The following is a 23,589-nucleotide window of genomic DNA, read 5'->3' as shown; positions in this document are numbered from 1 at the left end:
GCTGCGTCTTTTTAATCTGGATAATAAGGATTCAAATGGATTAATACTTCCTGAATATTATCATGCTTTTTCATAAGTGTTGCTTTGATTTCTCGTCCTAAATCATGACCTTCCTTAATTGTTTTAAAGTGGTCAATTGAAATACGTACATCCACTAATATGTAATGGCCATGTTCTCTTGCTCGAACGCGATCAATCCGCTTCACATCTTCAAATTCATAAATGCTTTCTTCAAGTTCTTTTAGTAGCTCTTCATCAATATTGCCTTCCATTAAGATTTGAAAAGACTCTCCCATCATTTGTCTGGCAATGTTAAAAATTAAATAAGCAACAAAGATGCTTGCTATTTTATCTCCGTATAACAGCAGTTGAACATCCATTTTATCACCAATAATCGATAATAAAACACCAATTGCCGCTGCAATAGAAGCAACAATATCTGCTTTATGATCAAAGGCAATTGCCTCAATTGCCTTACTGTGGTGCTGCTTCGCTACGTTTAAAGAATAACGGTACAACAATACCTTTGCTATGTATGAAATAACAGCAATCCACATGGCTAAAATATTTGGAGATTCAACCGGATGGAATAAACCAACGACTCCTTCAAATACCACATAAAATGATACAAGCAATAAAATAATTCCTACGATTCCTGAGACAATCACTTCTGCTTTTCCATGTCCATATGGATGGTCATCATCTGCTGGTTTATTTGCTACTCGTATAACCAACAAGACAATAATAGAGGCAAATACGTCCGCTGCAGAGTGAATACCATCAGCAAATACAGCATCACTATTTCCAATCCATCCTACTATTACTTTTCCTAGCGTAAGGGCAATATTGCTCCATACGCTAATCCATGCTACTTTTTTCGCAATGGACTCCCTTATATTGTTGTTCATTTGCACACCTCGACTTACTTCTTGAAAAATCAGCTTTTTTATCTTATCACTGCTCATTCAAGTGGGTCTAGAGCAATCTATTTTCGCTTAGCTATATATGTTTCAGTACCGCAAAATTACTGATAACCGACAACATACTCCTTATTATTTCTCCGCCAACTTCTTACGGTCTGTTGACATTGGAGGTTCTTCCATCCAACCTTGCTCAATCATAATCCGAATTCCATCTTTTCCATACTTCCCTATACGCCCGATTAGCTGAGAAAATTCTAATGCGACATCCGAACGGAACGACATAGACAAGCCAGCACCACAGTTATCAATAGCGATCGTCACCGCTGTGGAAGTATGATACATCATCAGTTTATCTGAAAACGGTGAAATCGTTGAGTTGGTTACATACGCATCAAGCAGACGCGGACTTGGTAGGTCAGCTTCAGACAATAACTCAGTGAATTGCTTGATTTGCTTACTCGCAAGCTTGACTCCATCAAAAAAATAAGAGCGTAATTTTTGTGTGGTAGCTACTTGACTAAATGCCAGCATCAGCGTTTTACCTAATACATTTGTATTAACAATTTCTTGAATAGCCGTAACCTCCAAAGAAGTTAGAGGATGCATTTGAGAGAAAAATGGTGATATAAACGTTTTATGATCCACAAAATTCACTTTTACAGGATAAGGAATAACTGGAGGTCTCATTAGCATGCTTTTTCTTAAAATAACGTGGTTAGAATCATCTAAAACACTGTCGCTTTCTTTTACACACCGAGACAGGTGATCATAAATATCTTGCCTTCTCACTGCGCTTAGGGCTCTGGCATATTTTTTCATACCTCCAATTGCCATTTCATTTACATAAATAGCCATAAAAATATCATCAAATAAAGCAGGAACTCCTTTGTTCACATCTTGTTCCCCAAAACCTACTGGTATTGGAATTTTTTCCGAACTGAATAATTCCGTCAATTCGTCTACATGAGTTTGTGAAATCTGATGGGCTTTTTTTAAGAGCTCCTTAATCTCGGCATCTTTTACAACAGATAGAAAATACCCAAGAACACATACATACAGCGTATCGCCTAAATATTGCGCCCATAAGTAACCTAACTCAGCTGCGTTCAACCGCTGATTTTGTTGATGTTTTTGCATTTCGCTCTTTATATTTTCGTTCATTCACTTATTCTCCTTTTGGATAAAGTCGTACTTTTACTATCTCCAAAGAAGCGCTGAATAAACCGCATAAAAAAGACCTAGATAACAAGTCTAGGCCTTTTAGGTTAAGCATATTTCTGGTCTTCTGTTTCTTTTCTAAAAAAGCTTTTCATCGCGTGAAAAACGTCTGATTTTTGTTTTAAAATAAAGTGTCTAAAACTTTCGTCTTGAATATTTTTGTACGCAGACATTAAAGTGGAATGTCGATTGTACTGATTCACTTCCCCATATCCAAACATATTTGACACTTTCATTAATTCATTTACTAACTTTACACACCTTGCGTTATCTGAAGTTAAGTTATCGCCATCTGAAAAATGAAACGGGTAAATATTATAGCGGCTCGGATCATACTTTTGGTTAATTAATTCAAGCGCTTTTCGGTAAGCAGATGAACAGATAGTTCCTCCGCTTTCTCCTTTAGAGAAAAAGTCTTCTTCTGATACTACTTTTGCCTCTGTATGATGCGCAATAAATTCAATTTCCACTGTTTCATATTTCGTACGTAAAAAGCGTGTCATCCAAAAGAAAAAGCTTCTTGCCATATACTTTTCCCATATGCCCATCGAACCGCTCGTATCCATCATAGCTAAGACGACTGCTTTCGATTCTGGCTTTATAACTTCATTCCACGTTTTGAATTTTAAATCCTCCGGATAAATAGGATGAAAAGCAGCCTTTCCTGTCATTGCGTTTCGCTTGTAAGCGCTCATCATCGTTCGTTTTTTATCGATATTCCCCATCAAACCTGTACGTCGTATATCATTAAACTCAATGTGCTCCACAACAATTTGATCAGATTCTTTTCGCTGAAGATTAGGCAGTTCTAATTGAGCAAATAAAGCCTCTTGAAGCTCCATAAGAGACACTTCTGCTTCAAAGTAGTCTTCTCCAGCCTGGTCCCCTGCTCCTTGACCTTTTCCTGCTCCTTTTTGACCATCTCCAGCAGATCCATCACGTGCTACTACATCCCCAACTTTACTGTCTCCATCACCTTGACCCACATGTTTGTTTTTATCATAATTGTACCGAATTCGATATTCATCCAATGATTTGATCGGAATTTTAACAACTTCTCTTCCATTGGACATCACGATATTTTCTTCTGTAATTAAATCCGGTAAATTATTTTTAATTGCTTCTTTAATTTTTTCTTGATGTCTTTTTTGATCATCGTGGCCTTTACGATGGAGGGACCAGTCTTCTTTTGAGACAGCAAAACTTTTATCTACTTCTTTTCCCACGCTATTCCCCTCCTTATTTAAAAAACACCTGCACATTTTTACTCGGCATGCATAAGCTATACCGAAAGTTTCTGACAAATACCTTTAGTTCAAAGGTTGGTTACTCTTATCCTATGCGCAAGAATGGTATACTTGCTAACTAATTCTTTCACTATTAACTATTCATTTTATAGTGTCTAGTGTCATGTATATGTTTATGACTTATCATATGATGGTTAAGTGCAATGCGTACTACACATTAGCCTAATTATGCAGAGTTTATTTTAAGAGATAAGAAAAACATGGCACAGATCGGAAGTGCCATGTTTTCTTGTTAGTACTGAGTTATCGATTTAACAAACTTCCTACATAGCGCAGCAGTTCATTAGCAGATACTGAATTGTATCCATGCTCATCAATCAATCGAGCCACTACTTCATTTACTTTCTTCAGCTGCTGCTCATCTGGTGTTTTAGTGGACGTTGTAATTTTCACTACGTCTTTTAAATCCGCAAACAATTTTTTCTGAATCGCTTCGCGTAAGCGCTCATGGGAATTATAATCAAATCGTTTTCCTTTACGTGCATAAGCCGAAATACGAATTAAGATTTCTTCGCGGAATGCTTTTTTTGCATTTTCTGAAATACCAATTTGTTCTTCAATTGAACGCATTAATTTATCATCTGGATTTAACTCTTCTCCTGTTAGCGGATCACGAAGCTTATTTTTGTTGCAGTATGCTTCGACATTATCTAAATAATTATCCATTAATGTTTTAGCGGACTCTTCATACGAATAAACGAAGGCTTTTTGCACTTCTTTTTTAGCAATTTCATCATATTCTTTACGCGCCAGAGAAATATAATTCAGGTAACGCTCTCGATCCTCAGCAGAAATAGATGCATGCTGTGCTAGCCCTTCTTTCAATGAACGCAGTACATCTAATGCATTGATTGATTTAATATCTTTTCGAATGATGGTAGATGAAATGCGATTAATGACATAACGAGGATCAATACCGCTCATTCCTTCATCCGTATACTCTTTTTGTAACTCTTCTACGTCTGCATCGTTATAGCCTTCTACAGATTGACCGTCGTATAGGCGCATTTTCTTTAATAAATCGATATCGCCTTTTTTAGGCTCTTTTAATCTCGTTAATGTAGTAAAGATAGACGCAATACGTAACGTATGAGGGGCAATATGAACATCTGATACGTCACTTTCACGAATCATTTTGTCATAAATTTTTTCCTCATCACTCACTTTTAAGTTATATGGAACAGGCATTACAATAATTCGTGAATGCAAAGCTTCATTTTTCTTATTGGAAATAAACGAGCGATACTCTGTTTCATTTGTATGCGCTACGATTAATTCATCTGCACTAATTAAAGCAAATCTTCCTGCTTTAAAGTTTCCTTCTTGGGTTAAAGAGAGTAAATGCCATAAAAATTTCTCATCACATTTTAACATCTCCTGGAACTCCATCATTCCCCGGTTTGCTTTATTAAGCTCTCCGTCAAAGCGGTAAGCACGCGGATCTGACTCAGATCCATACTCTGCAATTGTTGAAAAGTCAATGCTTCCTGTTAGGTCGGCAATGTCTTGAGATTTCGGATCAGAAGGACTGAACGTTCCAATTCCAGTTCGTTTGTCCTCTGAGAAGAAAATGCGTTCGATAATGACGTCTTCAATTCTCCCGCCATACTCTTCCTCTAATCGCATTGTATTTAAAGGAGATAAGTTTCCTTCGATTCGGATACCATACTCTTCAAAGAAGTCTTTACGCAAATGATGTGGAATTAAATGCAGCGGATCTTCATGCATTGGGCATCCTTTAATAGCGTAAACAGCTCCTCGATCAGTAAGCGAATAAGCTTCAAGCCCTCTTTTTAACATGGTCACTAGCGTCGATTTACCACCACTTACTGGACCCATTAAAAGTAAAATACGTTTACGAACATCTAAACGCTTTGCAGCTGGATGAAAATATTCTTCCACCAAGCGTTCTAGCGAATCTTCAAGTCCAAACATTTGTCCACTGAAAAATTTATAATGTCTTTTACCATTTACCTCTTCAATTCCTGCATCCTTTATCATGTTGTATACTCTAGAGTGTGCAGGCTGAGCAATTAAAGGCTCATCTTTAATCAGCTTTAGGTACTCTTCAAATGTCCCTTCCCACTTAAGACGATTCTCTTCTTCGCGGTATCTTTCAACTTTCTTTAATATATCCATTAAAGGACCTCCCCTACTAGTTATGGTGCTAGTGAACAAGATTAATACAATCTATGCAGCAAAATGTTTGAACATGCTTTTTAAATTGTAAAATTCAGAAATTTGTCCTTGCTAGGCATTCACAGTAAAGTATTTATTAGCTATAATAAAAGAGTAAGAAGGAACGGCTAAACTTTGTTAGAGAACTTATGTCTCTAGAAGAGTTATTTTGTCATTATTATCATCATGAGATATGGGAAGTCGGTTTTAACTGCAGTAGCTATATAATCCTTTTAATTAGATTGAGGAGGAAAATCAATGCGCTTACTTTTAGTATTAGGAGTAACAATTGCTTTTTTAGCATCCATCTTCAGAGCGGGATACAATGATAAACCGGGCGTTAAAAAATAACCACTACATATCATCGCCGACATAAATAAAAAAGCGAGGTTCAATAAAATTTGAACCTCGCTTTTTACTTAAGATAAACCAGCATAATTTTGTTGACGCAGCGCTTCATAGATTAAAATAGCTGCTGTATTAGATAAATTTAAAGAGCGAACATTTTCTGTCATCGGTAAACGAAGACATCTTTCCATGTTCTCTTCAATAATGTGCTTTGGCAGACCCTTTGTTTCTCTTCCAAATACGAAGAAATGATCCTGCTCTAAGTCACTATAATCAAATGTTGTGTGTGGCTGCTGACCAAATTTTGTGATGAAGTAGAAACCTGCTTCAGGATACTTTTCGAATACTTCCTCTAATGAATCATGATACACCACATTTACAAATTCCCAATAATCCAATCCAGCTCGCTTTAACATTTTATCATCTGTTGAAAAGCCTAACGGACGAACTAAATGCAGCGTCGTATTTGTTGCTGCACATGTTCGCGCAATATTTCCTGTATTTGCTGGAATTTCTGGTTGAAATAACACTACGTGTACTCCCACAAATTTTCACCTCTGCTAACAAATCTATTCATCATTATACCACTAACTTGCTAAAACGAAAGACTTACCGATCAACGATATGGAAAAAATCATACTTAATCTTTGGCGTGTAAGCCGTTGAATCTTCATAAGCCCAATATCTCATTCGACTATTATACGTGTTCGCATTCACAAGAGGCATACCGTGACCGTCTTTTGCTACAACAATCGTCGTATGATTCCATCTTCCATCTCCTTCAAAATCGTAGCAGATAACGTCTCCCGGGACAAGTTCGCTTGCTGAAGATTTCCTCACAGCCCGAAGTCCTGATTTGGAGTTACTTAAATAGCTGTGCATGGAATGAGCAACTGCCCAGCTATAGCTCCAGGCGTTCCCTCTCATCCACCATCCGTTTGCTTTTTTAGGATATCCCCGCATCGGCGCCTTTCCTGCATGCAAACACTGTGAAATATAGTTGGTGCAGTTTACCTCAAACTGCTTATAACTTTCATTAGGGTTATCCCAATGTTTTTCTGCATACTGAACAGCCGCAAGACGATCATAATAAGAGGCTCTTTCTTCGTCTTCCTCTACTTCTTCTACATCCATTTCAACCTTATCTTCAGAAAAACCCTTTACCAGCAGCTCATCTTGAATAAGCGTATCTTTATAAAAAAGAGCTAAACGATCTTCAATTTCTTCTTCTATATAGAAAAAATCGTTTTGTTTTAAAAATGCCTGAATGTGCACCTTATATAATACTCTTGTTTCTTCCTGATCCGTATGAGCAGATTGAATAGAACCTTTCATATTACATTTTAAAACATCAACTTCTCTTTTTTTTATAAGAGACCGCTTTAGCTCACACTGATGTTCAATGAAAGGCTTAAAGTCTTCATGAAGCTCACCTTTTACATAGCTGTCCGCACGCGCTTTAATTAAAGTATATAATACATTCCTTTTTGTTAGCATAATGTCACCACTTTTCTAAGCGTTTATTATACGCTATGACTCATTAGCTAACTTTATCAATAAAAATACGGTTTAGATCTCTTGAAGCATCTCTATACCTTTTGACATTTCTTCAATTACTTCTTGGTCCTTTTCTTTTTCTCTTAAGTTCATAAGTATATCTAACGCTTCTTTATCGCCAATTTTGCCTAACGCCCATGCCGCTGTTCCTCGAATGACAGGGCGAACGTCATTTTTAATTAATTCAATTAAATCTGGAACGGCGGTTTGATCTTTAAAATGGGCCAGTGCAATAATGGCATTACGCTGAATTGGCTTTTTCCCTCTCCAAGAACCTGAAACATGTCCAAATTTCTCTTTGAATTCACGATTACTCATCGTTAAGAGCGGTTTTAATTTAGGCTTCGCAAGTTCTGGGTCAGGCTCCATCTCAGGGTGAAAATGAAAGTCTTTTCCTTTATTTTCAGGACACACAGTTTGACATGTATCACAGCCATATAAACGATTGCCTAATTTACTTCGAAATTCTTCAGCTAAAAATCCTTTTGTTTGGGTTAAAAAGGCAATGCATCGCTGCGAATTCAGCTGACCGCCTGTTACAAGCGCACCCGTAGGACACGCATCAACACACTTATTACAAGTACCACAACCGTCCTCTATCGGTTTATCAGGAGGAAACGGGATATCTGTAATCACTTCTCCTAAATACACGTAGGAACCGAATTCAGGTGTAATAATGGCACAGTTCTTACCGCTCCAGCCAATACCAGCTCTTTCTGCTACAGCTCGGTCCGACAGCTCACCTGTGTCTACCATTGATTGAAGGATAGCTGCAGGTACTTTTTCTTTTATGAAGGTTTCAAGCTTTTGAAGCCTATCACGTAGAACCGTATGATAATCTTGCCCCCAAGAAGCACGGCAAAAGATTCCACGGCGATCTTCCTTTGTGCTCTTTGGTGCATCCTTTAATTTAGAAGGATACGCAAGTGCAATTGAAATAATCGATCTAGCTTTTGGAACAACTAATGTGGGATCTACTCTCTTTTCAATATCAGGTTCTTCAAAGCCTGAAGCATAACCTAACTCTTGCTGTGCTAACAATCGATTCTTTAACTCATCAAACATAGAAGCACTCGCAAATCCAATCTTATCGATTCCAATCTCTTTGCTGTATGAAATAATTTCTTCCTTCAACTGATACGCATTCATAGTGAGTAATGGCCTCCTTTCTAAGAAATTCTATATATTCATGCATTGAACTGTTTTCTCACTCAATGAAATGATAGGATGGTATCTATAAACGAACAAATACTAATTATAATAGAAAGGATCAAAAAAATGAACTTTACATTATCGTCCGCTATTAAACAGCTTTGTCCTTCTTTTAAAATGGGAATCATTCAGTATAAAAATATTGAAGTTGGTGATTCTCCTCAAATGCTAAAAGGACGTCTGCGCCTCTTTCAAGAATCCATTTATTTCGAGCTTGAGTCAAAAAAAGTAACAGAATTCGAAGGTGTTAGCGAGTGGAGAAAGCTTTTCAAAATATTTGGAACTGATCCAAGTAAATACCGCCCTTCTATAGAAGCTTTAATTAGAAGAATAGGAAAACAAACGTATTTGCCTTCTATCAATTCTGCTGTGGACATTAATAACTTTTTTTCATTGCAATATGAAGTCCCAATTGGAATTTATGACTCCTCTAATTTAGAAGGCCCCATCGAATTTGCTATCGGTAAAAAAGAAGAGTCTTATGAAGCTCTAAATGAACGTAACATTTCTTTAGAAAATAAAATCATTTCTAAAGATGCCCTAGGAGCTTTCGGAAGCCCTTATGTCGATTCTAACCGAGCGTACGTAACTGAAAAGACAACACAAGCTGTACAGTTCATTTATTTAAAGCCTTCACTTTCAGAAGAACGGGCTTATAAACTAACTAAATCCCTAAGTGACATGTTCATTCAAATTCACGGCGGCGAAGCCACCTATCAAGTCATTAACTGATGTACGTAAATATAGCGTCTATCTTGAAAAGATAGACGCTATATTTACGCTAAAAATAAAAAACGCAACATCTCAGCTTTGAAAGCGAGACACTGCGTTGTGATAACAATATGTATGGAGCGGGTGATGAGAATCGAACTCACGACATCAGCTTGGAAGGCTGAGGTTTTACCACTAAACTACACCCGCAAATATTATCAAAATTTGTCGACCGATAAGTAAAAATAAAAACAGGAATCATCCTGTCAAGTAAAGCTAAAGTACCGATGGTCGGGGTCGAACCGACACTCCCGAAGGAACACGATTTTGAGTCGTGATTTGGGTGATTTCGAAAAAGAAACGAACCCTTATCCGTTGGTATTATGCGAAATGCGAAGCGTTTATACGACACACTATTCAAGTCATTTCGTAAGATTTACTAGACTGACAACCAACTTAATAATTGCCATCGTGCGAATCACAAGTATTATTATTACACGAGATGTGTCGAATGTCAACGTTATTTTAAGATTTTATTAAATTTCAATGAATTTAAATCATCCCCAACCTTCTAAACGTAATTTACTCAGAACAATTGATAGCAACACAAAAGACGCCAACCTATAAAAATTGGCATCCTTTTACGTTATTCAAACAATTAAGGTCGTTTCCCTTCCTATTTAATAGCTTATATCCTGGAAGACAGTTTCTTATCTTACTGTTCACTTTACTATCTATTTAGGATTTCATGTGTATTTCCGAATTAGCCTTGTTTATTTTTCTTTTATTTTCATCCTCTTTTATTTCTCTTTCTCTCATTTCTAATTGCTGCTCAAGTATAATTGTAATTGCTTCAAGCAGATAATTATAATATTTTTCACATTCCTTTTCTTCTAATTTGTGGATACCTTCACTTAGCACGCTATAGAGAGGTGCCCTTATGTCATTTAAATGTTTTGGAAGGTATTCCATAATCAACTTTGCTTTATCTACAGTGCTTAGATTATTTATGGGTGTTTCATCTGAATAAGTTATGTAATTACCTGATATGAGTCTGTCTAACTCTCCATTTACAATACGTTCAAAAATCCTTCTTAAATGCGTATATGCACCTACAAAATATCCAGAGCTGCCCAATTCTATAGCTTTTCGTAAGTCCGTTTTATTTTTTTTATCTTTGAGAACTTTTTTATATTTATCTAAAGACGTATCGAACATATAAATTGAAGGATATTGACCAATTTTCAAGATTTTATTATCTTCTACTTTTAAACTAACTACAAACTGATGCTTGTACTTAGAGTTACACTCCAATTCAAGATTCAGCGTATGGTTACTACCAAAAAACTCTTCAATAAACCTGTCATACCTATCTTTGGATTCTTTACTCTTGAGTTCGTCTATATAATCCTCATGCTCTCTTAAGGAAAAGTTATCTATTGTATCAATTTCACGTTTCAGATAATCGCTATTCTCCACTGCATTTTTATTCCTAATCCCTATCTCCTTCTTACAAAATGGACAATAGTAATCTTGTTCATAAGGATGTAAAATGATTGCCTTTAAAGTATAAAAATCAATATTATCTAAATATGTGGTAAAGTGGACAATATCAGGAACCTTCTCCTCCACTCCATCGATAAATTGATAATTGTAACCAAAAGTTTCTTGATCAGGTCTAGTCATAACCTCTGTATTAATATAGTACTTTTTATATAAAGGGCTTTTGAATAAAAAATCAAAAAATCGTGGATACTCTTTTCTTGCTTTGCTTAGACTTTCCATTGTCACACACCTTTCAAAGTATAGTTTAAGTAATTGAGCTTACAGCATAGAATTATTGATAAAACACCTAAAATACAATCCGTTAAATAGCAAATTAATTAATTGTTGTTTCGTAAACATTACCTTCTTGACTCTCGTCGTCCCACGTAACTCTCACTTTATAAGGAGGCGCAGTTCCAGCATAAATCATCATGTTAAAAGTTATTGAATCTCCCCCATCGATCTTTACAGGCATTTTCCCAACCAATGGATTAATTTCACCGTATTTATTTTCCCAACGTATATAAAGTTGTTCTGCCGCAGCTTTTCCTTCATTTTTGATTATAAGAACATCCTTCATCTTCTGACTACCCATTTGCTTAGTTTTCTCTAAACGAATTTTTGCTTTTTTCTTTTCTTCCAATCGCTCATTTTCTTTGCGCTTCGCAATCGTTGTTCTTTGGTGATTGAGAAACAAAGCATATATACCCGAAAATGAACCGATAATTGATAATATAAAACTGAACCACTGTACCCAAGTAGGCAACCTTATCAATCTTCCTTTCTCCGTAAAATAAAAAAGAACCGTCCCCATTATCATTTTTTAGGACGGCTTTTGCTCGTTCCTCATTTAGCCGAGGTGAACAAATATGCTTGAAGATATACATTTATTGTATTACGTTACAACTAATCTTTCAATCAAATATTTCCAGTATAAAAGGATATAAAATCCACTCAGCCTCTAATAACTTTTCATCCTTCCTGCTTCTTTTCTAGATTTGGCTTCAAGGTCACGAACGGTCATAAGCGATAACTTACACACTTTCGCAATGACAAAAATGTTATTCGGTTTATCATTACGAAGCAATGTTTGGGCGTGTATCTTGCGACGGGATAATTCTTCCTGTTCGTGCGGCGTCCATTTTCGCCCCCGTGTTGAATGAACTTCGAAGTCATTTGAATTCGTAAGTTTGGGGATTATATCACGAAGCATCATTTCGCACCTCCCTGAATCACTTTTAATTCTTGGTCGAGTTCCGCAAGTTCTCTGTCAATGTCATCGTCGCTCATATGCTTATACCTATTGTCTTCAATAGTCGTTCTTTGTGTGACTTCGGAACGGTCAACAAGCAAGCCCATCATTTTTACAATCAATTCAATCGAACGGAAATCGCCCTTTTTGGCATTCTTTCGAAGTGCCTTCATAATGTCAGGAATATCTTCTTCCACTTCTTGAAGAGTCCGTTCTTTTACTGCTTTTTTGATATGTGGCTTTTGACGAATTCGGTATAGCTGCCTTTCGGATATCCCGACCGCCTTCGCAATGTCTGCATAACTTCGACCGCCTTTGTTCGCTAATTCTTCAACAATTCGAATTTCTTGTTCATTTAACCCAATATAAATATCCAATTATTTCACCCCCGAACGTTTTGCAATTGCTTGCAAGATTTTTAATTGTTTTTCAAGTTCGCTATTTGATAATTCTTTGATTGGTCTACCCTTTGCAACCTTTTCGAATTTCGCTTCTAACATTTGAAGTCGGCGAAGTTCTAATTCTTCTTTTTTCGAAAGGATTGGCTTTGGTTTCGGATTCCGTCGTTCGGCTTCAGTTTCCAGTTCCCAACGTCGGTGGGTCGATTCTTCAACCGCTTTACGTTCTTGGGCGGACAGCTTCGAGAGGTCAAGCCCGTAAAGGGCGACGTCTAATTTCCGAAGGGCTTCTTCGGTTTCTTGTAAACTCATAACGTTATCTTTGTTTGACATATTGTCGCCCCCTTACTGCTCGGATTTCTTATTTCGCTTTGCTTGTTCGCCTTCCTTCGCCTTTTGAAGTTGTTCCAAGCCATGAGCAATTTTCATAATAGCTGGAACGTTATCAAAATTTCCTTTTTCGATTTCCTTATTGATAAGTTCGTTATGGTCGTTATCAGGCTTACCGTTCTTAGTATTCTGCTTGCCTTTTTCTTCGTACCATTTCTCAAATTCGTCAACTGGACTATATCTTTTCGGTTGATAATTCAAAGAATCATGTTCGTTTTTATACATAGTTAAAACCCCCATAATTAAAAGAAGCGTCGCATATTTGGACGCCCCTTCAAGTTTGTTCGATTGATTTCACGCAATACAATGTCAACTTCCGCCTTTGAAATTCCAGCCGCTTCGGAAATTTCGTCTTTTGATTTCCCTTCCACCGATAATTCAGAAACAAGTGACATTGTTTGATTTCGGTAATATTCTTGTTTACGAACTACTTCGATTGAATTTATCATTTAGAATCACCGTACTTTGCGAATGCTGGCACGTTGCCGCTTGAATAAGTTTGTTTCTGAATAAGTTCGTTGATTCCTGTCGCTTTGTCATCCGGCGTAAAGCCATTAGGGATAACAACAACTTCTCTAATAGCTGAACCGTATGGCGTTTTACCTTCGCCCATATCCGACAACAATTGATTATATTCACTGTTTACCGCACCGATTTCATTTCGGATTTGACCAAGATTCGCAAGTTCTCGAAGGAAAGCATTTCGGGCTTCATGAACGGCTTTGACTTGCTTGTCATAACGTTCTTGAATTTCCTTTTGACGCTTCTCACGTTTTTGTTTTGCGAATGGAATCATTTTTTCATGCGCTAATTTCTTTCGTGCCGCCTTCGCCCTTACAATATATTCTTCGGTTTTTGCAAGTTCTGACGCTTTTTCTTCATTGAATGCTTTCGCCTTTTCAATTGTTTCTTCGTCAACTTTACCTTGAATTAAATCTTCAAAATTTACTTCGATTGCCTTCGATAGCTCCCCAAGTTCTTCCGTCAATTTTTCCTTCTTCGTTTCCAGTTCAACAATTTTAGATTTAATAGTTTCGATTTCTTTCATGGTTTCATCGCCTCCTTTTCTGTTCATAAGATCAGTCTCAATTAGCTTCCGATAAGCTCAACAAATGCCTTCGCTTGTTCCGATTAATTCAATAAATTTCTTTGTTTGAATTTCAGATAATTTACGTTTACTTTTTTCGCACTGTGAAATGTGTGCCGCCGTTACGTCTAGTGCCTTCGCAACCTCAACTTGTTTCCAGTCGTTAGATACTCGAAGAAGGGTTAACGCTTTTCCGTGTAGTTTAAAAATGTCTATCAATACTTTCACCGCCTTTATAATTGAAATAGATTTATTTATTAACATTGAATACAAAATTAAAAGACGCCAATTGAAGGCGTCATCGATTAGGTTGACAAAATGTCGAAATTGATATGAGTGTCCGTTTTTATTATCGGGTTTCCAAACCGAATGAAAGAGGTGCTGTCTTAAACAACGGCATAGGAAAGGAACGGACGAAACCTTTCTTTTTATCCCTTTGTTAGTTAATTAAGCTAAATGCCTTCCACACAATATAAATTGAAAACTTTTTTCGAAAATCCGCAATTTTTTCACCCTAACAAATCACGAACCAAGTCTTCGAATGATTGACCGTCGTCTTCAATTGAAGTCCCATGTTGCTCCGTGTTTGAGATTCCTTGGACGCTTAGGCGTTTGTCCTTCGATATAGATTCGGAAGCCATGTCGTCCTGGTGTGCAGTCATTCGGGTGATAGCTGCGACTTCTTCACGTGCCTTCTTGCGACGTTCTTCACGTGCTTTTATTTCTGACGCTTCACGTGCTTTTCGATTAGATTCAACCATTGCAAGAATCGTCGCTCGTTCCATACTTCGGGACATTGTAGCCTTCGGCAATACTTTGTCTTTGGTAGATTGTTTGGACGCCACGCCTCCCACGTGTGCCGCCTGTGACCCGTCTTCTTTTATATCGTTATTTCTTCGCCCATTAGCAACAATTACAGCCGCAATTCTTTTCCTTTCGGTATCTTCGACAATATCGGTTTCAACCTCCTTCAGCTTTTCTTTTATTGCCTTATGCGAATCTTTTTCTTTCGCAACAATGGTTGATTCATTATCTATATTGTTGTTGTCTTTTATTAAAGATTTATTTTTGTTTTCTACAATATCCGCATTCCCTTTATGGTTATTGTTATTACTGAATTCTTCTTGAATGGATTTAGTTATAACTGAATTCTTCTTAGGGTCAAACCCACTTGACAACCTATCCGATTTTTTCACAATGGGTTGTAAAGCCGACTTGACAACCTCCGTATTTTCTTCACAATGTTCGGCGACCTCTTGACGTTGTAACGTATCATTAACAACCTCATTTGTTGCCTCTTCGTCGTTAGCTTGTAAAGCTGACTCGACAACCTCATTCGACACGTCATGAATATAAGTCAATCCACTTGCAGGAAGTAAGCGATAGAATGTCCGTGTTTTATTCAATCCTTCTCGAACAGTTTTAGCTTCAAGGACTTTTTGGCCGTCCTTAGTCGTGAACTCTATCAATGCCTTAATTCTTGCGTTGATTGTTTGTCGTGAAACCCCGACTTGTTTCGCAAGTTCCGATTGACTTGGAAATGCTCGTCCTTCCTCGTCAATGAATAAAGCGATAGCCGCAAGCGTCACATACCCGCCCTTGATTTCTTTTTCTATTTGAGCGATAAGTGTTGTTTCACGTGTCAATCTCTTATTTGTTTTGAAAAATAGTTCCTTGTGTTCTCCTTTTCTCTTTGTCATTTTTATTCCCCCTTTCAGTTTGGTGTTGTTGTAAGAACGAACCCGACAAATTCGTCCCTTTGCTTAATAATTAAACCAAGTAGGGGAACAACAAGAGAAAATATGAAACTTTTTTCCTTTCGATGTCAAACGTACTTTACAACCTAATTAATACCAACAATATAACTGGATTGATTTCGTACATTCTCGCCGGCTCTTTTCGTTATTTTGGCGGCATAGCCTGCCCCTTCCGTGGGGATCAGTTACCTTTCGATTACTGGACGTTGTAAAGCGTAGTTGGCAACCTTCTGTTCAATTGGATAACGGTGTCAATTTTCGTCCTTGCGTTGCCAATACTTTAGTAAAAGTATATGTATATTTTTCGTATGCCTTCTCTCTCCTGCTAACATAGCGCCTCCCCCGTCCCCACGGTCATTTATTTGGGCGTGTGGCTTCGTGTGTAACTTTCTATATTGTTCCGAATACAATTAATCACGTTTGTTCTATCTTTCTTCTATACGTTTATATGAAACAATCATTTATTCGTCCGAAAAAAGTGTCACAAAAGTTGACTTTCACGTCACTTATGGTAACATAGAGATATCGAAAACGTTGTTATTACAAGGACGGTGTATTTACGAATGAACGAAAAAAGTGTCATGAAAGTTATCGAAGGGAACAACGACTTCTTTTCAAGATTCGAATACAATCAATTAGACAAAGGCAAGGCGGCTGGAACTGTTGCCGTTTATATTCGAGAATTAAAGAAACTGGATGCTTGGTTGAAGGGAAGCGGCGGAGACATCGAATCTATTACACGCTTTGACGTACAATCATATATAGATTATCTTGTAGGGCTTGGACGTTCTGCTTCTACAATTGACCGTATCTTCGGAACTATTAGCGTATTAGCGAAGTATTTAGGGAAGACCGATATTGTTGAAGATATTCGCAAACCGAAGAAACAATCAACGACAGCAATCGCCCCCAAATCGCTTGAACGGAATCAAATCAACGGTTTGTTAAGGGACGTTGAAAGAGACGGCAATCTTCGAAATATAGCGGTTATAAATTTATTAGCATATACAGGAATTCGAATTGGCGAATTAGCAGATTTAAAGAAGTCTAACGTTGATTTAAAACGGGGCGGTGAACTGTCGATTGTCGGGAAAGGTAACAAAGAACGTCGTGTTCCAGTACCGAAAGAAGCCCGAAGACATTTACAACGTTATCTTGAAAGCCGCACGGACGAACTAGACGCTTTGTTTCTTTCTAACTACGGCAAGCCTATTTCCAAGCGCTCAGCACAACGTATTGTTGAGAAATACGGATATCACGCTCATGAACTTCGTCACACTTATATCCGAAGCCTTATCAAAAAGGGAATCGACATTGTGACCGTATCACAAATAGCTGGACACGAAACAATTGAAATTACCCGTCGTTATGCGATGGCAAGTCAACGAGAAATTACGGAACAATTGAATAATCTTTTCGATTAAAGTCGTCTATTGTGGCGGCTTCTTTTATTTGTCGTATGTCCGAACGTCACCAAGCGGAAGTCCTTTCGAAGCCTTGTTGTTATTGGGATTATACAGGATTTATTGCCGGGTTTTCTCGGACGTTTCCAGTCGTATAATTGCCGTTTTACGGATATTTGACGTCATTATCGCGATCAATACACACTACTAAACGAAACCTATTCGATTCCTATAGCCGTTCATTCCATAATGTTACAGAAAAATTACAATTTCACTTCGATACTTGTATTGTGGTTTCACGGTTCTATTATTTATTAGAATAACGCCGATATTCGTTAGATTACATTAATCTTCGATATATTAGTCGCTATAAATAAACATTCTTTCATAAAGAAAATCGATTTATTCAAGAACGTTGCAACAAAGTTGCTTGGCAATGAAGTTGACAAACTGAATTGACAATAATAAAAACAAAGATAATACCGCAATTAATAAGATATTAACGATACATACGATAAAAGCGAAATAACCGTCATTACATAAATACCATATTGTTGCAATCTTAAAATTAAATATTCTTATACATGCCGCTTCCAGTCGAATGGAATGCGGTTCTTTTTTATGCCTTCCAACGTCTTAGCATATTGGTGAAGCCGAAGCAAGGAATGTAAAAGTTGAATTTTATAAATACGATAGAAACGTCAATAAGCAAGAAATAAAGCCACTTGCAGACGGTATACCTTCAAGAATTAATTCCAACCAAACGGTTAGAAATTTGCTGCTACTATATGCAGATACAGCTCCCCCTTCGAAATTGTTATGACTTAGGAAGGCGATTTCCAAAACGAAAATAAACTTGAAACGACTTTAAGTTAGAAGCAGACAGGCAAAATGCCCGTCTTTTATTTTGCAGATTTCTTCGCAAATATTTCTAGTTATAGTAAAATCAAAAACAGTGTTATTTGAGAGGAGATACATAAATGAATAAGAATGTTTATACACACGGCAAACGTTACGGTAAAGAAGAAATCCAACCTGCTATCGTTGAATTTATGAAGCAAAAAGGCGGCGAAGTTTCTCATGAAGAAGTTTCGGATTTTATCTTTAATAGATTCGGAATTCGTTTCGGTGAAATTAATCATGTCATGTGGCAGCTACGCAAAGACGATAGCCGTGTCGTAAAAGGTAAACGGGGTTATTCGAAAGTAGTAGAATAAATGAGTTATGTATCGTATCATAAAATGGTACACATAACCAAATCGATATATTAAAGGGGTCGATACGCATGAAAACAGAAGCAGAAAAGAAAACGATATCTGTTCCGTTAAATATTTGGCTAAATGAAAGTAATGGACATATTCATATGAACGTTGGAGGAAAACTGACTAGCGTTACCAATGACCCTACGTCTAAACGCGGAAACCCTTCGCTATATGGAATATTAGAAGAACAACTTCGTCAAGCAGGAAAAATTAAATAAACGTTTGGGGCGTTTCGTTATGGAACGCTCTTTTGTTGTAATGAAAAAGCCGTCCTTATGTAATGGACGACTATCAAACAATTAATTTTCTATTTGATAAAGCTGACGAAGAAATGAATGGACATTCTCCAAAAACTCCAAGCAAAAACCACTATCCAAAATGATACGCCCTTCCTCTTGATCTACAAAGTCAATTGCCTTAATTGAGTTTTCCAAATTTGCTCTATCACTTGATCTAGATATAACTCCGTTACAATGTACTATGCAATTGCGTATACGAATAGCATGTGTAATATATTGCCATTCTTTTGTACTCTTAGGAACGTCAAGACCTAAATCTTTTTTTAGATAGTCAACAGCCTTCTTAACACTCCAAAAATTAGGATTCCCATTAGAATTAGCATTAGGTGCACATAATTCAACAATTTTATCTTCAAGAAAAGAATAAATACTTACGAATAAGGAATTGCGCATAATTCTTGGGAAGTCTTTACTATATTGTATTGCTTCATCGATATAGTGATCCCAATATTCGTCTACTATTTCTTCTGGTAAATCTTTTGCTCCGTCTTCAAAAAAAGATAATTCTTTCTGAAATGAACTTTCTATGTATTTGGCATAGTCACGAAATGAGTCAACTTCAAATCCCATCAAAGTCAAATGGATGTTTTTCATAAATTTATTTTTTATCAATTCTTTTACTCCTTTAACTAAAAAATCGTTCAGGTGATATAATACAATTATACTATATATTACAAGGTGGAGATTAACCATGAAAGACTTTTTCAGTGAAAGAGAGCAAGGAAAAAGAGAACTAAAGTCAGAGACTATTTGTGTTGCAGTTTACAATGGCATAATGAATACTTTTAGAAAATACACAAAGAATTTCGCTCAAGAATTCCCAATAAACTGTGATGACAATGGTGCTGTCTATGAAACGAATGTTCAATTATTAAATGTTTCAATTAAATCATATATACCTAACATGAAAACACCCGTACAATTAAAAGACAACGACTACTTTGATCCCGAGGATATAATCGAAGAAGATGAAAAGTATAATTTGTTGGACTTTATAGAATACTGCTATTCAAAGATAGTAGATGTTGAGGAATACGATTATCATAGTTATTATAGACATCACCACCTTCATTTCCCAAAAACACAGGTTGCAAAGGAAAGTTTCAGAGATGAAGTTAACCGAATCTTTCAAAGAAATGGACTTGTCTTCTACCTAGACAAAGATGGAGCAATTAAGCGTCAATTACCTGCGGACATGAATAATTTACTCGAGAATCTAATTGTTCATTCAGCTGACGAAAAATTAAATGAGCTTGTAAATAAGGCGATCCAATATATTCGTAAGCCTCAAGCAGAAGACCGTAATATTGCACTTGAAAAAATTTGGGACGCTTTTGAACGAATAAAAACCATTTACGTGCCTGAGAATAAAAAGACATCTTCGATTCAATTAATCCAAAATGTATCTGGACAGACTCGAGGCTTCGATAATATGTTAGATATTGAATTTAAAGCTTTAACCGCCATAGGAAACAATTATCAAATTCGTCATTTTGAAACGAATAAAATAGCAATCGAATCAATGAAACAGGTCGACTATTTGTTTTATAGAATGATTGCCTTAATTGACTTATGTATGAGCGATATAAATGTACCAACCTCAGTATAAATACTAACGTAATTCACTGGGAAAGCCTCTTTTAAAAGGACGTGATTAATCGTGAATAAGCATATAAAAAACCGATTGCTTATTCGTTCAATCGAAGCACATAAACGAATACTAGCCGAAGGACAAAACGTTGACCTTGCTTCCATCTCTTACGAAGAAGGAACTCCTTTTGAACGTGTTCACGAATACAACGCTTTTACAATCTTGACGAAATTGCAATTCCCGAAGGACGAAGTCTTGAACATTGAAAGCAAATCACGCCAATATCTTGACGAAATTGCGGTGAAAGAACTTCTAGCCGAAGAAATCATTCAATTGTTGATAGAATATCGGAATGAAATCGCCAATTCATAAGGGTTGGCGTTTTTTTGCATACATGAAAGAATGCCTTTCATGTCGTCTTAATTTCGCCAATTACTTCCCTTTCGAATATCATAAGCTTCCAACGTAACAAATCACCTTAGAATCGAAATACAAGCTTTTATTTTCCCTCGTTATCACATTGACTGTCAATCTTCGAATAATATTTATTCATTAGTTCATTTATTTTTCGATTTGTATTTCTAATTGCTTCGGGGCTGGGTTCATTTGTAGATGAAACAGTAACTATCAACCCATTTTTTCTGTATGTGATTGGTTTTATTTTCTTCCGATTTTCTCTCATTATTTTTTTCTCCCTTCAGTTATGATTCAAGCCAATTATAAAACGTAACTTTCGGACGTTTTGGTTCAGTTGCTTCCTTAAACATTCGAACGGCTTCTTCTCGGACAAACGAACCCATTTCTTCGAATCCTTTGCCGAAGTTATCTATAACAAACAAATCAAATTCACGTTGCTTTTCTTCATGCTTGCGGCGTTGGTCTTCTTCAACACGTTGTTTCACCGCAAAACGACGGATTTCATTGGCAAGCACTTTTTCGCAATATGCCGAAAAGGATTTGATTTGTAAGCCTTGCTTTACTTTGTCGCCAACTTTTAATCCAAGATAACGTACAATATTTTTCAGTTTGCCGTCAATATCAATCGTTGTTGATAACTTGGACACTTTTTCAATAATTGATTGGTTATTGCTAATAATATGTTTTTCTTGTTTTGGTGATTCTTTAACAATTGGTTCGAAGTCATCAATTAGGTTCAAACCGTTGTCTCCGTTGGTTTCGTTTGCTTCCCTTGCTGTAACCCTCTGCTGTAACCGTTCAAGGCAAAAGGGAAGAATACGCATGACTTTTACACTCGGACGACCTGCCTTCGTTTTAGTTCGCACGGAATCAACGACGCCAAATTTCTCCAATGCCTTTAACGCTTTATTGATAGTCTTACGTGAATATCCCGTTTGCTCTGCAATTGTAGCTTGTTTCATAAACGACAAACCCACGCAACGAAGCGAAGCCTTTCCAAGACAAAGAAGAACGTCGACGATGCTTTGCGGCACGTCATGACGAATAAAATCAATGTATTCATAGATAGACTTGTCCATTTCATACTTATCGGAAAAGGATTCATATTGTCTTAGTTCTTGGAAGTTAATCGCGGTGAATCTCGTCATTGTGTATTGCCTCCTTTAAAATAGTTTTTCAATTGGTGAAAACTTGCGGTGGCTTGCATAGATCTCATTCGAAAACATATTTACATAATTTCGAACCATGTCCATTGTCGTATGACCAAGCACTTGTTGAAGTGTGAACACGTCTGCACCATTTTGAACCGACATCTTTGCGAATGTATGTCTAAACGTATGCGGCGAACAACGAACGTCCTTTATCCCTGCCATGCGTCCATATTTGGAAATGTTCACCTGAACAGCTCTAATTGCTATTGGTTCATTATCGATATTAATGAACAAAAAACTATGATCGACTGAACCTCGAATCTGTAAATACGTAGACAATTGTTTCCTCATAGTCCGTTGGATTGGGACGTTTCTTTCCCTCAAGCCTTTCGGCTGCCTTATCGTTACAACTCCGTCGTTCCAGTTGATATCTTTAACGCTGATTCCGCAAAGTTCTTTCACACGGACGCCTGTTTCAAGTAAAAACATCATCATTGTATAATCACGAAGCCCCGTGAAAGAAGTTCGGTCGGGTTGCCTTAGTAATGCGTGAATTTGGTCACGGCTAAATGTTTGGATTATCGTTTTCTTTTGTTTGACTAACTTCAACGGCTTGGCGGGATTTTTTACAATTAAACATTCACGTTCAAGGAAATTGAAGAACGAGCGAATTGCCCGAAGGTTGGCGTTGATAGTCGTTTCTTTTAAACCATCATCAAACATGCGAAGAATATGATCTTCAAGTATCTTTGTTGTAATTGTTACGGGTGAAGTTTCTATTCCAAGAGATTCAAGCCGTTTGATAAACTTAAATAATTCGTTCTTGTAGTATTGAATTGTATGGTCGGATAGATTTCGAATTTTACAATCTCGAAGGAATAAATGAAAAGTATGCTCGAATGAATCGAAGCTGGTGTTCGAAGAATCGGAAGGTTGGATAATTTTATTTGAACGTCGTACCATTACCGAAAACCCCTTTCGTTTGGTTTATCGAATAATGTATCGTCACACTTCGTATTATTAGTTCGCACGATTTTTCACGCCCTAAAAACACAAAAAAGACGCTTTTCCTTTCGGAAAAACGCCTCTATTTCGCATATGTATAAGTACCGATGGTCGGGGTCGAACCGACACTCCCGAAGGAACACGATTTTGAGTCGTGCGCGTCTGCCAATTCCGCCACATCGGCAAAATAAAAAAGGCAAGTTAAAATTATAAATGGTGCCGAGGGCCGGACTTGAACCGGCACGGTAGTCACCTACCGCAGGATTTTAAGTCCTGTGTGTCTGCCAATTCCACCACCCCGGCAGCTTGTAAATAAATGGAGGCGGCAACCGGATTTGAACCGGTGATAAAGGTTTTGCAGACCTCTGCCTTACCACTTGGCTATGCCGCCATTTACTCAAGACTAAATAACTTTATTAAAATTGGAGCGGAAGACGAGGTTCGAACTCGCGACCCCCACCTTGGCAAGGTGGTGTTCTACCACTGAACTACTTCCGCATATATGGCTGGGCTAGCTGGATTCGAACCAACGCATGACGGAATCAAAATCCGTTGCCTTACCGCTTGGCGATAGCCCA

The 23,589-nt window shown here is 37.2% G+C and carries 26 protein-coding genes and 6 tRNA genes; 6 read left to right on the top strand and 26 right to left on the bottom strand.

What is annotated here, in order from left to right:
* Positions 1-11 precede the first annotated feature (11 nt).
* From ACFX4R_RS26770 to queG, 7 genes are all read right to left on the bottom strand, one after another.
* Positions 12-908, bottom strand: a complete 897-nt coding sequence (locus ACFX4R_RS26770) for a cation diffusion facilitator family transporter (RefSeq protein ID WP_237075566.1) — start codon at positions 906-908, stop codon at positions 12-14.
* Between the two features lie 144 nt (positions 909-1,052).
* Positions 1,053-2,084, bottom strand: coding sequence for a DUF3231 family protein (locus tag ACFX4R_RS26765; protein WP_377571221.1), 1,032 nt, complete (start codon positions 2,082-2,084; stop codon positions 1,053-1,055).
* 104 nt (positions 2,085-2,188) lie between these two features.
* Positions 2,189-3,403, bottom strand: a complete 1,215-nt coding sequence (gene yhbH, locus ACFX4R_RS26760) for a sporulation protein YhbH (RefSeq protein WP_272911289.1) — start codon at positions 3,401-3,403, stop codon at positions 2,189-2,191.
* A gap of 288 nt (positions 3,404-3,691) precedes the next feature.
* Positions 3,692-5,587, bottom strand: coding sequence for a PrkA family serine protein kinase (locus ACFX4R_RS26755; protein ID WP_013055179.1), 1,896 nt, complete (start codon positions 5,585-5,587; stop codon positions 3,692-3,694).
* Between the two features lie 458 nt (positions 5,588-6,045).
* Positions 6,046-6,519, bottom strand: a complete 474-nt coding sequence (trmL, locus tag ACFX4R_RS26750; RefSeq protein ID WP_016762878.1) for a tRNA (uridine(34)/cytosine(34)/5-carboxymethylaminomethyluridine(34)-2'-O)-methyltransferase TrmL — start codon at positions 6,517-6,519, stop codon at positions 6,046-6,048.
* A gap of 64 nt (positions 6,520-6,583) precedes the next feature.
* The gene (locus ACFX4R_RS26745; RefSeq protein WP_377571217.1) at positions 6,584-7,471 is read right to left on the bottom strand and encodes an amidase domain-containing protein; all 888 of its coding nucleotides are present in this window, start codon (positions 7,469-7,471) and stop codon (positions 6,584-6,586) included.
* A 72-nt stretch (positions 7,472-7,543) separates the two neighbouring features.
* Positions 7,544-8,680, bottom strand: a complete 1,137-nt coding sequence (gene queG / locus ACFX4R_RS26740; protein ID WP_377571214.1) for a tRNA epoxyqueuosine(34) reductase QueG — start codon at positions 8,678-8,680, stop codon at positions 7,544-7,546.
* Positions 8,681-8,809: 129 nt separating this feature from the next.
* Here queG and ACFX4R_RS26735 point away from each other — a divergent pair, with 129 nt between their 5' ends.
* Positions 8,810-9,475 (top strand): B3/B4 domain-containing protein, encoded by a 666-nt coding sequence (locus tag ACFX4R_RS26735; RefSeq protein ID WP_165575615.1) that lies wholly within the window; start codon positions 8,810-8,812, stop codon positions 9,473-9,475.
* Between the two features lie 115 nt (positions 9,476-9,590).
* Here the strand turns inward: ACFX4R_RS26735 and ACFX4R_RS26730 are convergent.
* From ACFX4R_RS26730 to ACFX4R_RS26680, 11 genes are all read right to left on the bottom strand, one after another.
* Positions 9,591-9,664 (bottom strand) — tRNA-Gly (locus ACFX4R_RS26730).
* 528 nt (positions 9,665-10,192) lie between these two features.
* The gene (locus ACFX4R_RS26725; protein ID WP_377571211.1) at positions 10,193-11,239 is read right to left on the bottom strand and encodes a hypothetical protein; all 1,047 of its coding nucleotides are present in this window, start codon (positions 11,237-11,239) and stop codon (positions 10,193-10,195) included.
* 94 nt (positions 11,240-11,333) lie between these two features.
* Positions 11,334-11,765, bottom strand: a complete 432-nt coding sequence (locus ACFX4R_RS26720; protein ID WP_377571208.1) for a hypothetical protein — start codon at positions 11,763-11,765, stop codon at positions 11,334-11,336.
* A 195-nt stretch (positions 11,766-11,960) separates the two neighbouring features.
* A complete protein-coding gene (locus ACFX4R_RS26715) occupies positions 11,961-12,212 on the bottom strand; it encodes a hypothetical protein (protein ID WP_377571205.1) in 252 nt (83 codons plus the stop codon).
* Positions 12,212-12,628, bottom strand: a complete 417-nt coding sequence (locus ACFX4R_RS26710; protein ID WP_377571202.1) for a phBC6A51 family helix-turn-helix protein — start codon at positions 12,626-12,628, stop codon at positions 12,212-12,214. The genes ACFX4R_RS26715 and ACFX4R_RS26710 overlap by 1 nt, the downstream gene beginning before the upstream one ends.
* The gene (locus tag ACFX4R_RS26705; RefSeq protein WP_377571199.1) at positions 12,629-12,982 is read right to left on the bottom strand and encodes a hypothetical protein; all 354 of its coding nucleotides are present in this window, start codon (positions 12,980-12,982) and stop codon (positions 12,629-12,631) included.
* Between the two features lie 12 nt (positions 12,983-12,994).
* The gene (locus tag ACFX4R_RS26700) at positions 12,995-13,264 is read right to left on the bottom strand and encodes a hypothetical protein (protein WP_377571196.1); all 270 of its coding nucleotides are present in this window, start codon (positions 13,262-13,264) and stop codon (positions 12,995-12,997) included.
* 17 nt (positions 13,265-13,281) lie between these two features.
* Positions 13,282-13,488, bottom strand: a complete 207-nt coding sequence (locus ACFX4R_RS26695) for a hypothetical protein (RefSeq protein WP_377571193.1) — start codon at positions 13,486-13,488, stop codon at positions 13,282-13,284.
* A complete protein-coding gene (locus ACFX4R_RS26690) occupies positions 13,485-14,114 on the bottom strand; it encodes a V-type ATP synthase subunit I domain-containing protein (protein WP_377571190.1) in 630 nt (209 codons plus the stop codon). Before ACFX4R_RS26690 ends, ACFX4R_RS26695 begins: the two co-directional genes overlap by 4 nt.
* 30 nt (positions 14,115-14,144) lie before the next feature.
* Complete coding sequence (locus ACFX4R_RS26685; protein ID WP_377571187.1) at positions 14,145-14,345, bottom strand: helix-turn-helix domain-containing protein; 201 nt, start codon at positions 14,343-14,345, stop codon at positions 14,145-14,147.
* A 290-nt stretch (positions 14,346-14,635) separates the two neighbouring features.
* Complete coding sequence (locus ACFX4R_RS26680; protein WP_377571184.1) at positions 14,636-15,826, bottom strand: helix-turn-helix domain-containing protein; 1,191 nt, start codon at positions 15,824-15,826, stop codon at positions 14,636-14,638.
* A gap of 620 nt (positions 15,827-16,446) precedes the next feature.
* Between ACFX4R_RS26680 and ACFX4R_RS26675 the strand changes: the two genes are divergently transcribed.
* From ACFX4R_RS26675 to ACFX4R_RS26665, 3 genes are all read left to right on the top strand, one after another.
* Positions 16,447-17,307: a tyrosine-type recombinase/integrase gene (locus ACFX4R_RS26675; protein ID WP_377571181.1), complete on the top strand. Its 861-nt coding sequence runs from the start codon at positions 16,447-16,449 to the stop codon at positions 17,305-17,307.
* A 959-nt stretch (positions 17,308-18,266) separates the two neighbouring features.
* Positions 18,267-18,503, top strand: coding sequence for a hypothetical protein (locus tag ACFX4R_RS26670; protein WP_377571178.1), 237 nt, complete (start codon positions 18,267-18,269; stop codon positions 18,501-18,503).
* Positions 18,504-18,571: 68 nt separating this feature from the next.
* Positions 18,572-18,766: a hypothetical protein gene (locus ACFX4R_RS26665; RefSeq protein ID WP_114896796.1), complete on the top strand. Its 195-nt coding sequence runs from the start codon at positions 18,572-18,574 to the stop codon at positions 18,764-18,766.
* 81 nt (positions 18,767-18,847) lie between these two features.
* Here ACFX4R_RS26665 and ACFX4R_RS26660 read toward each other — a convergent pair whose 3' ends face one another.
* Positions 18,848-19,459 (bottom strand): hypothetical protein, encoded by a 612-nt coding sequence (locus ACFX4R_RS26660; protein WP_377571175.1) that lies wholly within the window; start codon positions 19,457-19,459, stop codon positions 18,848-18,850.
* Between the two features lie 79 nt (positions 19,460-19,538).
* Here ACFX4R_RS26660 and ACFX4R_RS26655 point away from each other — a divergent pair, with 79 nt between their 5' ends.
* Positions 19,539-20,456: an AbiJ-NTD4 domain-containing protein gene (locus ACFX4R_RS26655; protein WP_377571172.1), complete on the top strand. Its 918-nt coding sequence runs from the start codon at positions 19,539-19,541 to the stop codon at positions 20,454-20,456.
* A gap of 51 nt (positions 20,457-20,507) precedes the next feature.
* Positions 20,508-20,810, top strand: a complete 303-nt coding sequence (locus tag ACFX4R_RS26650; RefSeq protein WP_377571169.1) for a hypothetical protein — start codon at positions 20,508-20,510, stop codon at positions 20,808-20,810.
* 329 nt (positions 20,811-21,139) lie between these two features.
* Here ACFX4R_RS26650 and ACFX4R_RS26645 read toward each other — a convergent pair whose 3' ends face one another.
* The 7 genes from ACFX4R_RS26645 to ACFX4R_RS26615 all read right to left on the bottom strand — a co-directional run bounded on the left by ACFX4R_RS26645 (position 21,140) and on the right by ACFX4R_RS26615 (position 23,589).
* Positions 21,140-22,003 (bottom strand): hypothetical protein, encoded by an 864-nt coding sequence (locus ACFX4R_RS26645; protein WP_377571166.1) that lies wholly within the window; start codon positions 22,001-22,003, stop codon positions 21,140-21,142.
* A 15-nt stretch (positions 22,004-22,018) separates the two neighbouring features.
* Positions 22,019-22,969: a tyrosine-type recombinase/integrase gene (locus ACFX4R_RS26640; protein ID WP_377571163.1), complete on the bottom strand. Its 951-nt coding sequence runs from the start codon at positions 22,967-22,969 to the stop codon at positions 22,019-22,021.
* Positions 22,970-23,113: 144 nt separating this feature from the next.
* Positions 23,114-23,195: transfer RNA gene (locus tag ACFX4R_RS26635), tRNA-Leu, on the bottom strand.
* A gap of 30 nt (positions 23,196-23,225) precedes the next feature.
* Positions 23,226-23,314, bottom strand: a tRNA-Leu gene (locus ACFX4R_RS26630).
* A 14-nt stretch (positions 23,315-23,328) separates the two neighbouring features.
* Positions 23,329-23,402, bottom strand: a tRNA-Cys gene (locus ACFX4R_RS26625).
* Between the two features lie 32 nt (positions 23,403-23,434).
* Positions 23,435-23,509: transfer RNA gene (locus tag ACFX4R_RS26620), tRNA-Gly, on the bottom strand.
* A gap of 5 nt (positions 23,510-23,514) precedes the next feature.
* Positions 23,515-23,589 (bottom strand) — tRNA-Gln (locus ACFX4R_RS26615).

The sequence above is a fragment of the Priestia sp. YIM B13490 genome, from assembly GCF_042787735.1.
GTDB classification, from domain to species: Bacteria; Bacillota; Bacilli; order Bacillales; family Bacillaceae_H; genus Priestia; species Priestia megaterium.
This window is presented reverse-complemented; position numbering and strand designations above follow the sequence as displayed.

Coding starts and splice junctions, on each gene's coding strand:
- ACFX4R_RS26770 (WP_237075566.1), bottom strand. CDS start 908: ATGAACAACAATATAAGGGAGTCCATTGCGAAAAAAGTAGCATGGATT.
- ACFX4R_RS26765 (WP_377571221.1), bottom strand. CDS start 2,084: ATGAACGAAAATATAAAGAGCGAAATGCAAAAACATCAACAAAATCAG.
- yhbH (WP_272911289.1), bottom strand. CDS start 3,403: ATGTGCAGGTGTTTTTTAAATAAGGAGGGGAATAGCGTGGGAAAAGAA.
- ACFX4R_RS26755 (WP_013055179.1), bottom strand. CDS start 5,587: ATGGATATATTAAAGAAAGTTGAAAGATACCGCGAAGAAGAGAATCGT.
- ACFX4R_RS26745 (WP_377571217.1), bottom strand. CDS start 7,471: ATGCTAACAAAAAGGAATGTATTATATACTTTAATTAAAGCGCGTGCG.
- queG (WP_377571214.1), bottom strand. CDS start 8,680: ATGAATGCGTATCAGTTGAAGGAAGAAATTATTTCATACAGCAAAGAG.
- ACFX4R_RS26735 (WP_165575615.1), top strand. CDS start 8,810: ATGAACTTTACATTATCGTCCGCTATTAAACAGCTTTGTCCTTCTTTT.
- ACFX4R_RS26725 (WP_377571211.1), bottom strand. CDS start 11,239: ATGGAAAGTCTAAGCAAAGCAAGAAAAGAGTATCCACGATTTTTTGAT.
- ACFX4R_RS26715 (WP_377571205.1), bottom strand. CDS start 12,212: ATGCTTCGTGATATAATCCCCAAACTTACGAATTCAAATGACTTCGAA.
- ACFX4R_RS26705 (WP_377571199.1), bottom strand. CDS start 12,982: ATGTCAAACAAAGATAACGTTATGAGTTTACAAGAAACCGAAGAAGCC.
- ACFX4R_RS26700 (WP_377571196.1), bottom strand. CDS start 13,264: ATGTATAAAAACGAACATGATTCTTTGAATTATCAACCGAAAAGATAT.
- ACFX4R_RS26695 (WP_377571193.1), bottom strand. CDS start 13,488: ATGATAAATTCAATCGAAGTAGTTCGTAAACAAGAATATTACCGAAAT.
- ACFX4R_RS26690 (WP_377571190.1), bottom strand. CDS start 14,114: ATGAACAGAAAAGGAGGCGATGAAACCATGAAAGAAATCGAAACTATT.
- ACFX4R_RS26680 (WP_377571184.1), bottom strand. CDS start 15,826: ATGACAAAGAGAAAAGGAGAACACAAGGAACTATTTTTCAAAACAAAT.
- ACFX4R_RS26675 (WP_377571181.1), top strand. CDS start 16,447: ATGAACGAAAAAAGTGTCATGAAAGTTATCGAAGGGAACAACGACTTC.
- ACFX4R_RS26670 (WP_377571178.1), top strand. CDS start 18,267: ATGAATAAGAATGTTTATACACACGGCAAACGTTACGGTAAAGAAGAA.
- ACFX4R_RS26665 (WP_114896796.1), top strand. CDS start 18,572: ATGAAAACAGAAGCAGAAAAGAAAACGATATCTGTTCCGTTAAATATT.
- ACFX4R_RS26655 (WP_377571172.1), top strand. CDS start 19,539: ATGAAAGACTTTTTCAGTGAAAGAGAGCAAGGAAAAAGAGAACTAAAG.
- ACFX4R_RS26645 (WP_377571166.1), bottom strand. CDS start 22,003: ATGACGAGATTCACCGCGATTAACTTCCAAGAACTAAGACAATATGAA.
- ACFX4R_RS26640 (WP_377571163.1), bottom strand. CDS start 22,969: ATGGTACGACGTTCAAATAAAATTATCCAACCTTCCGATTCTTCGAAC.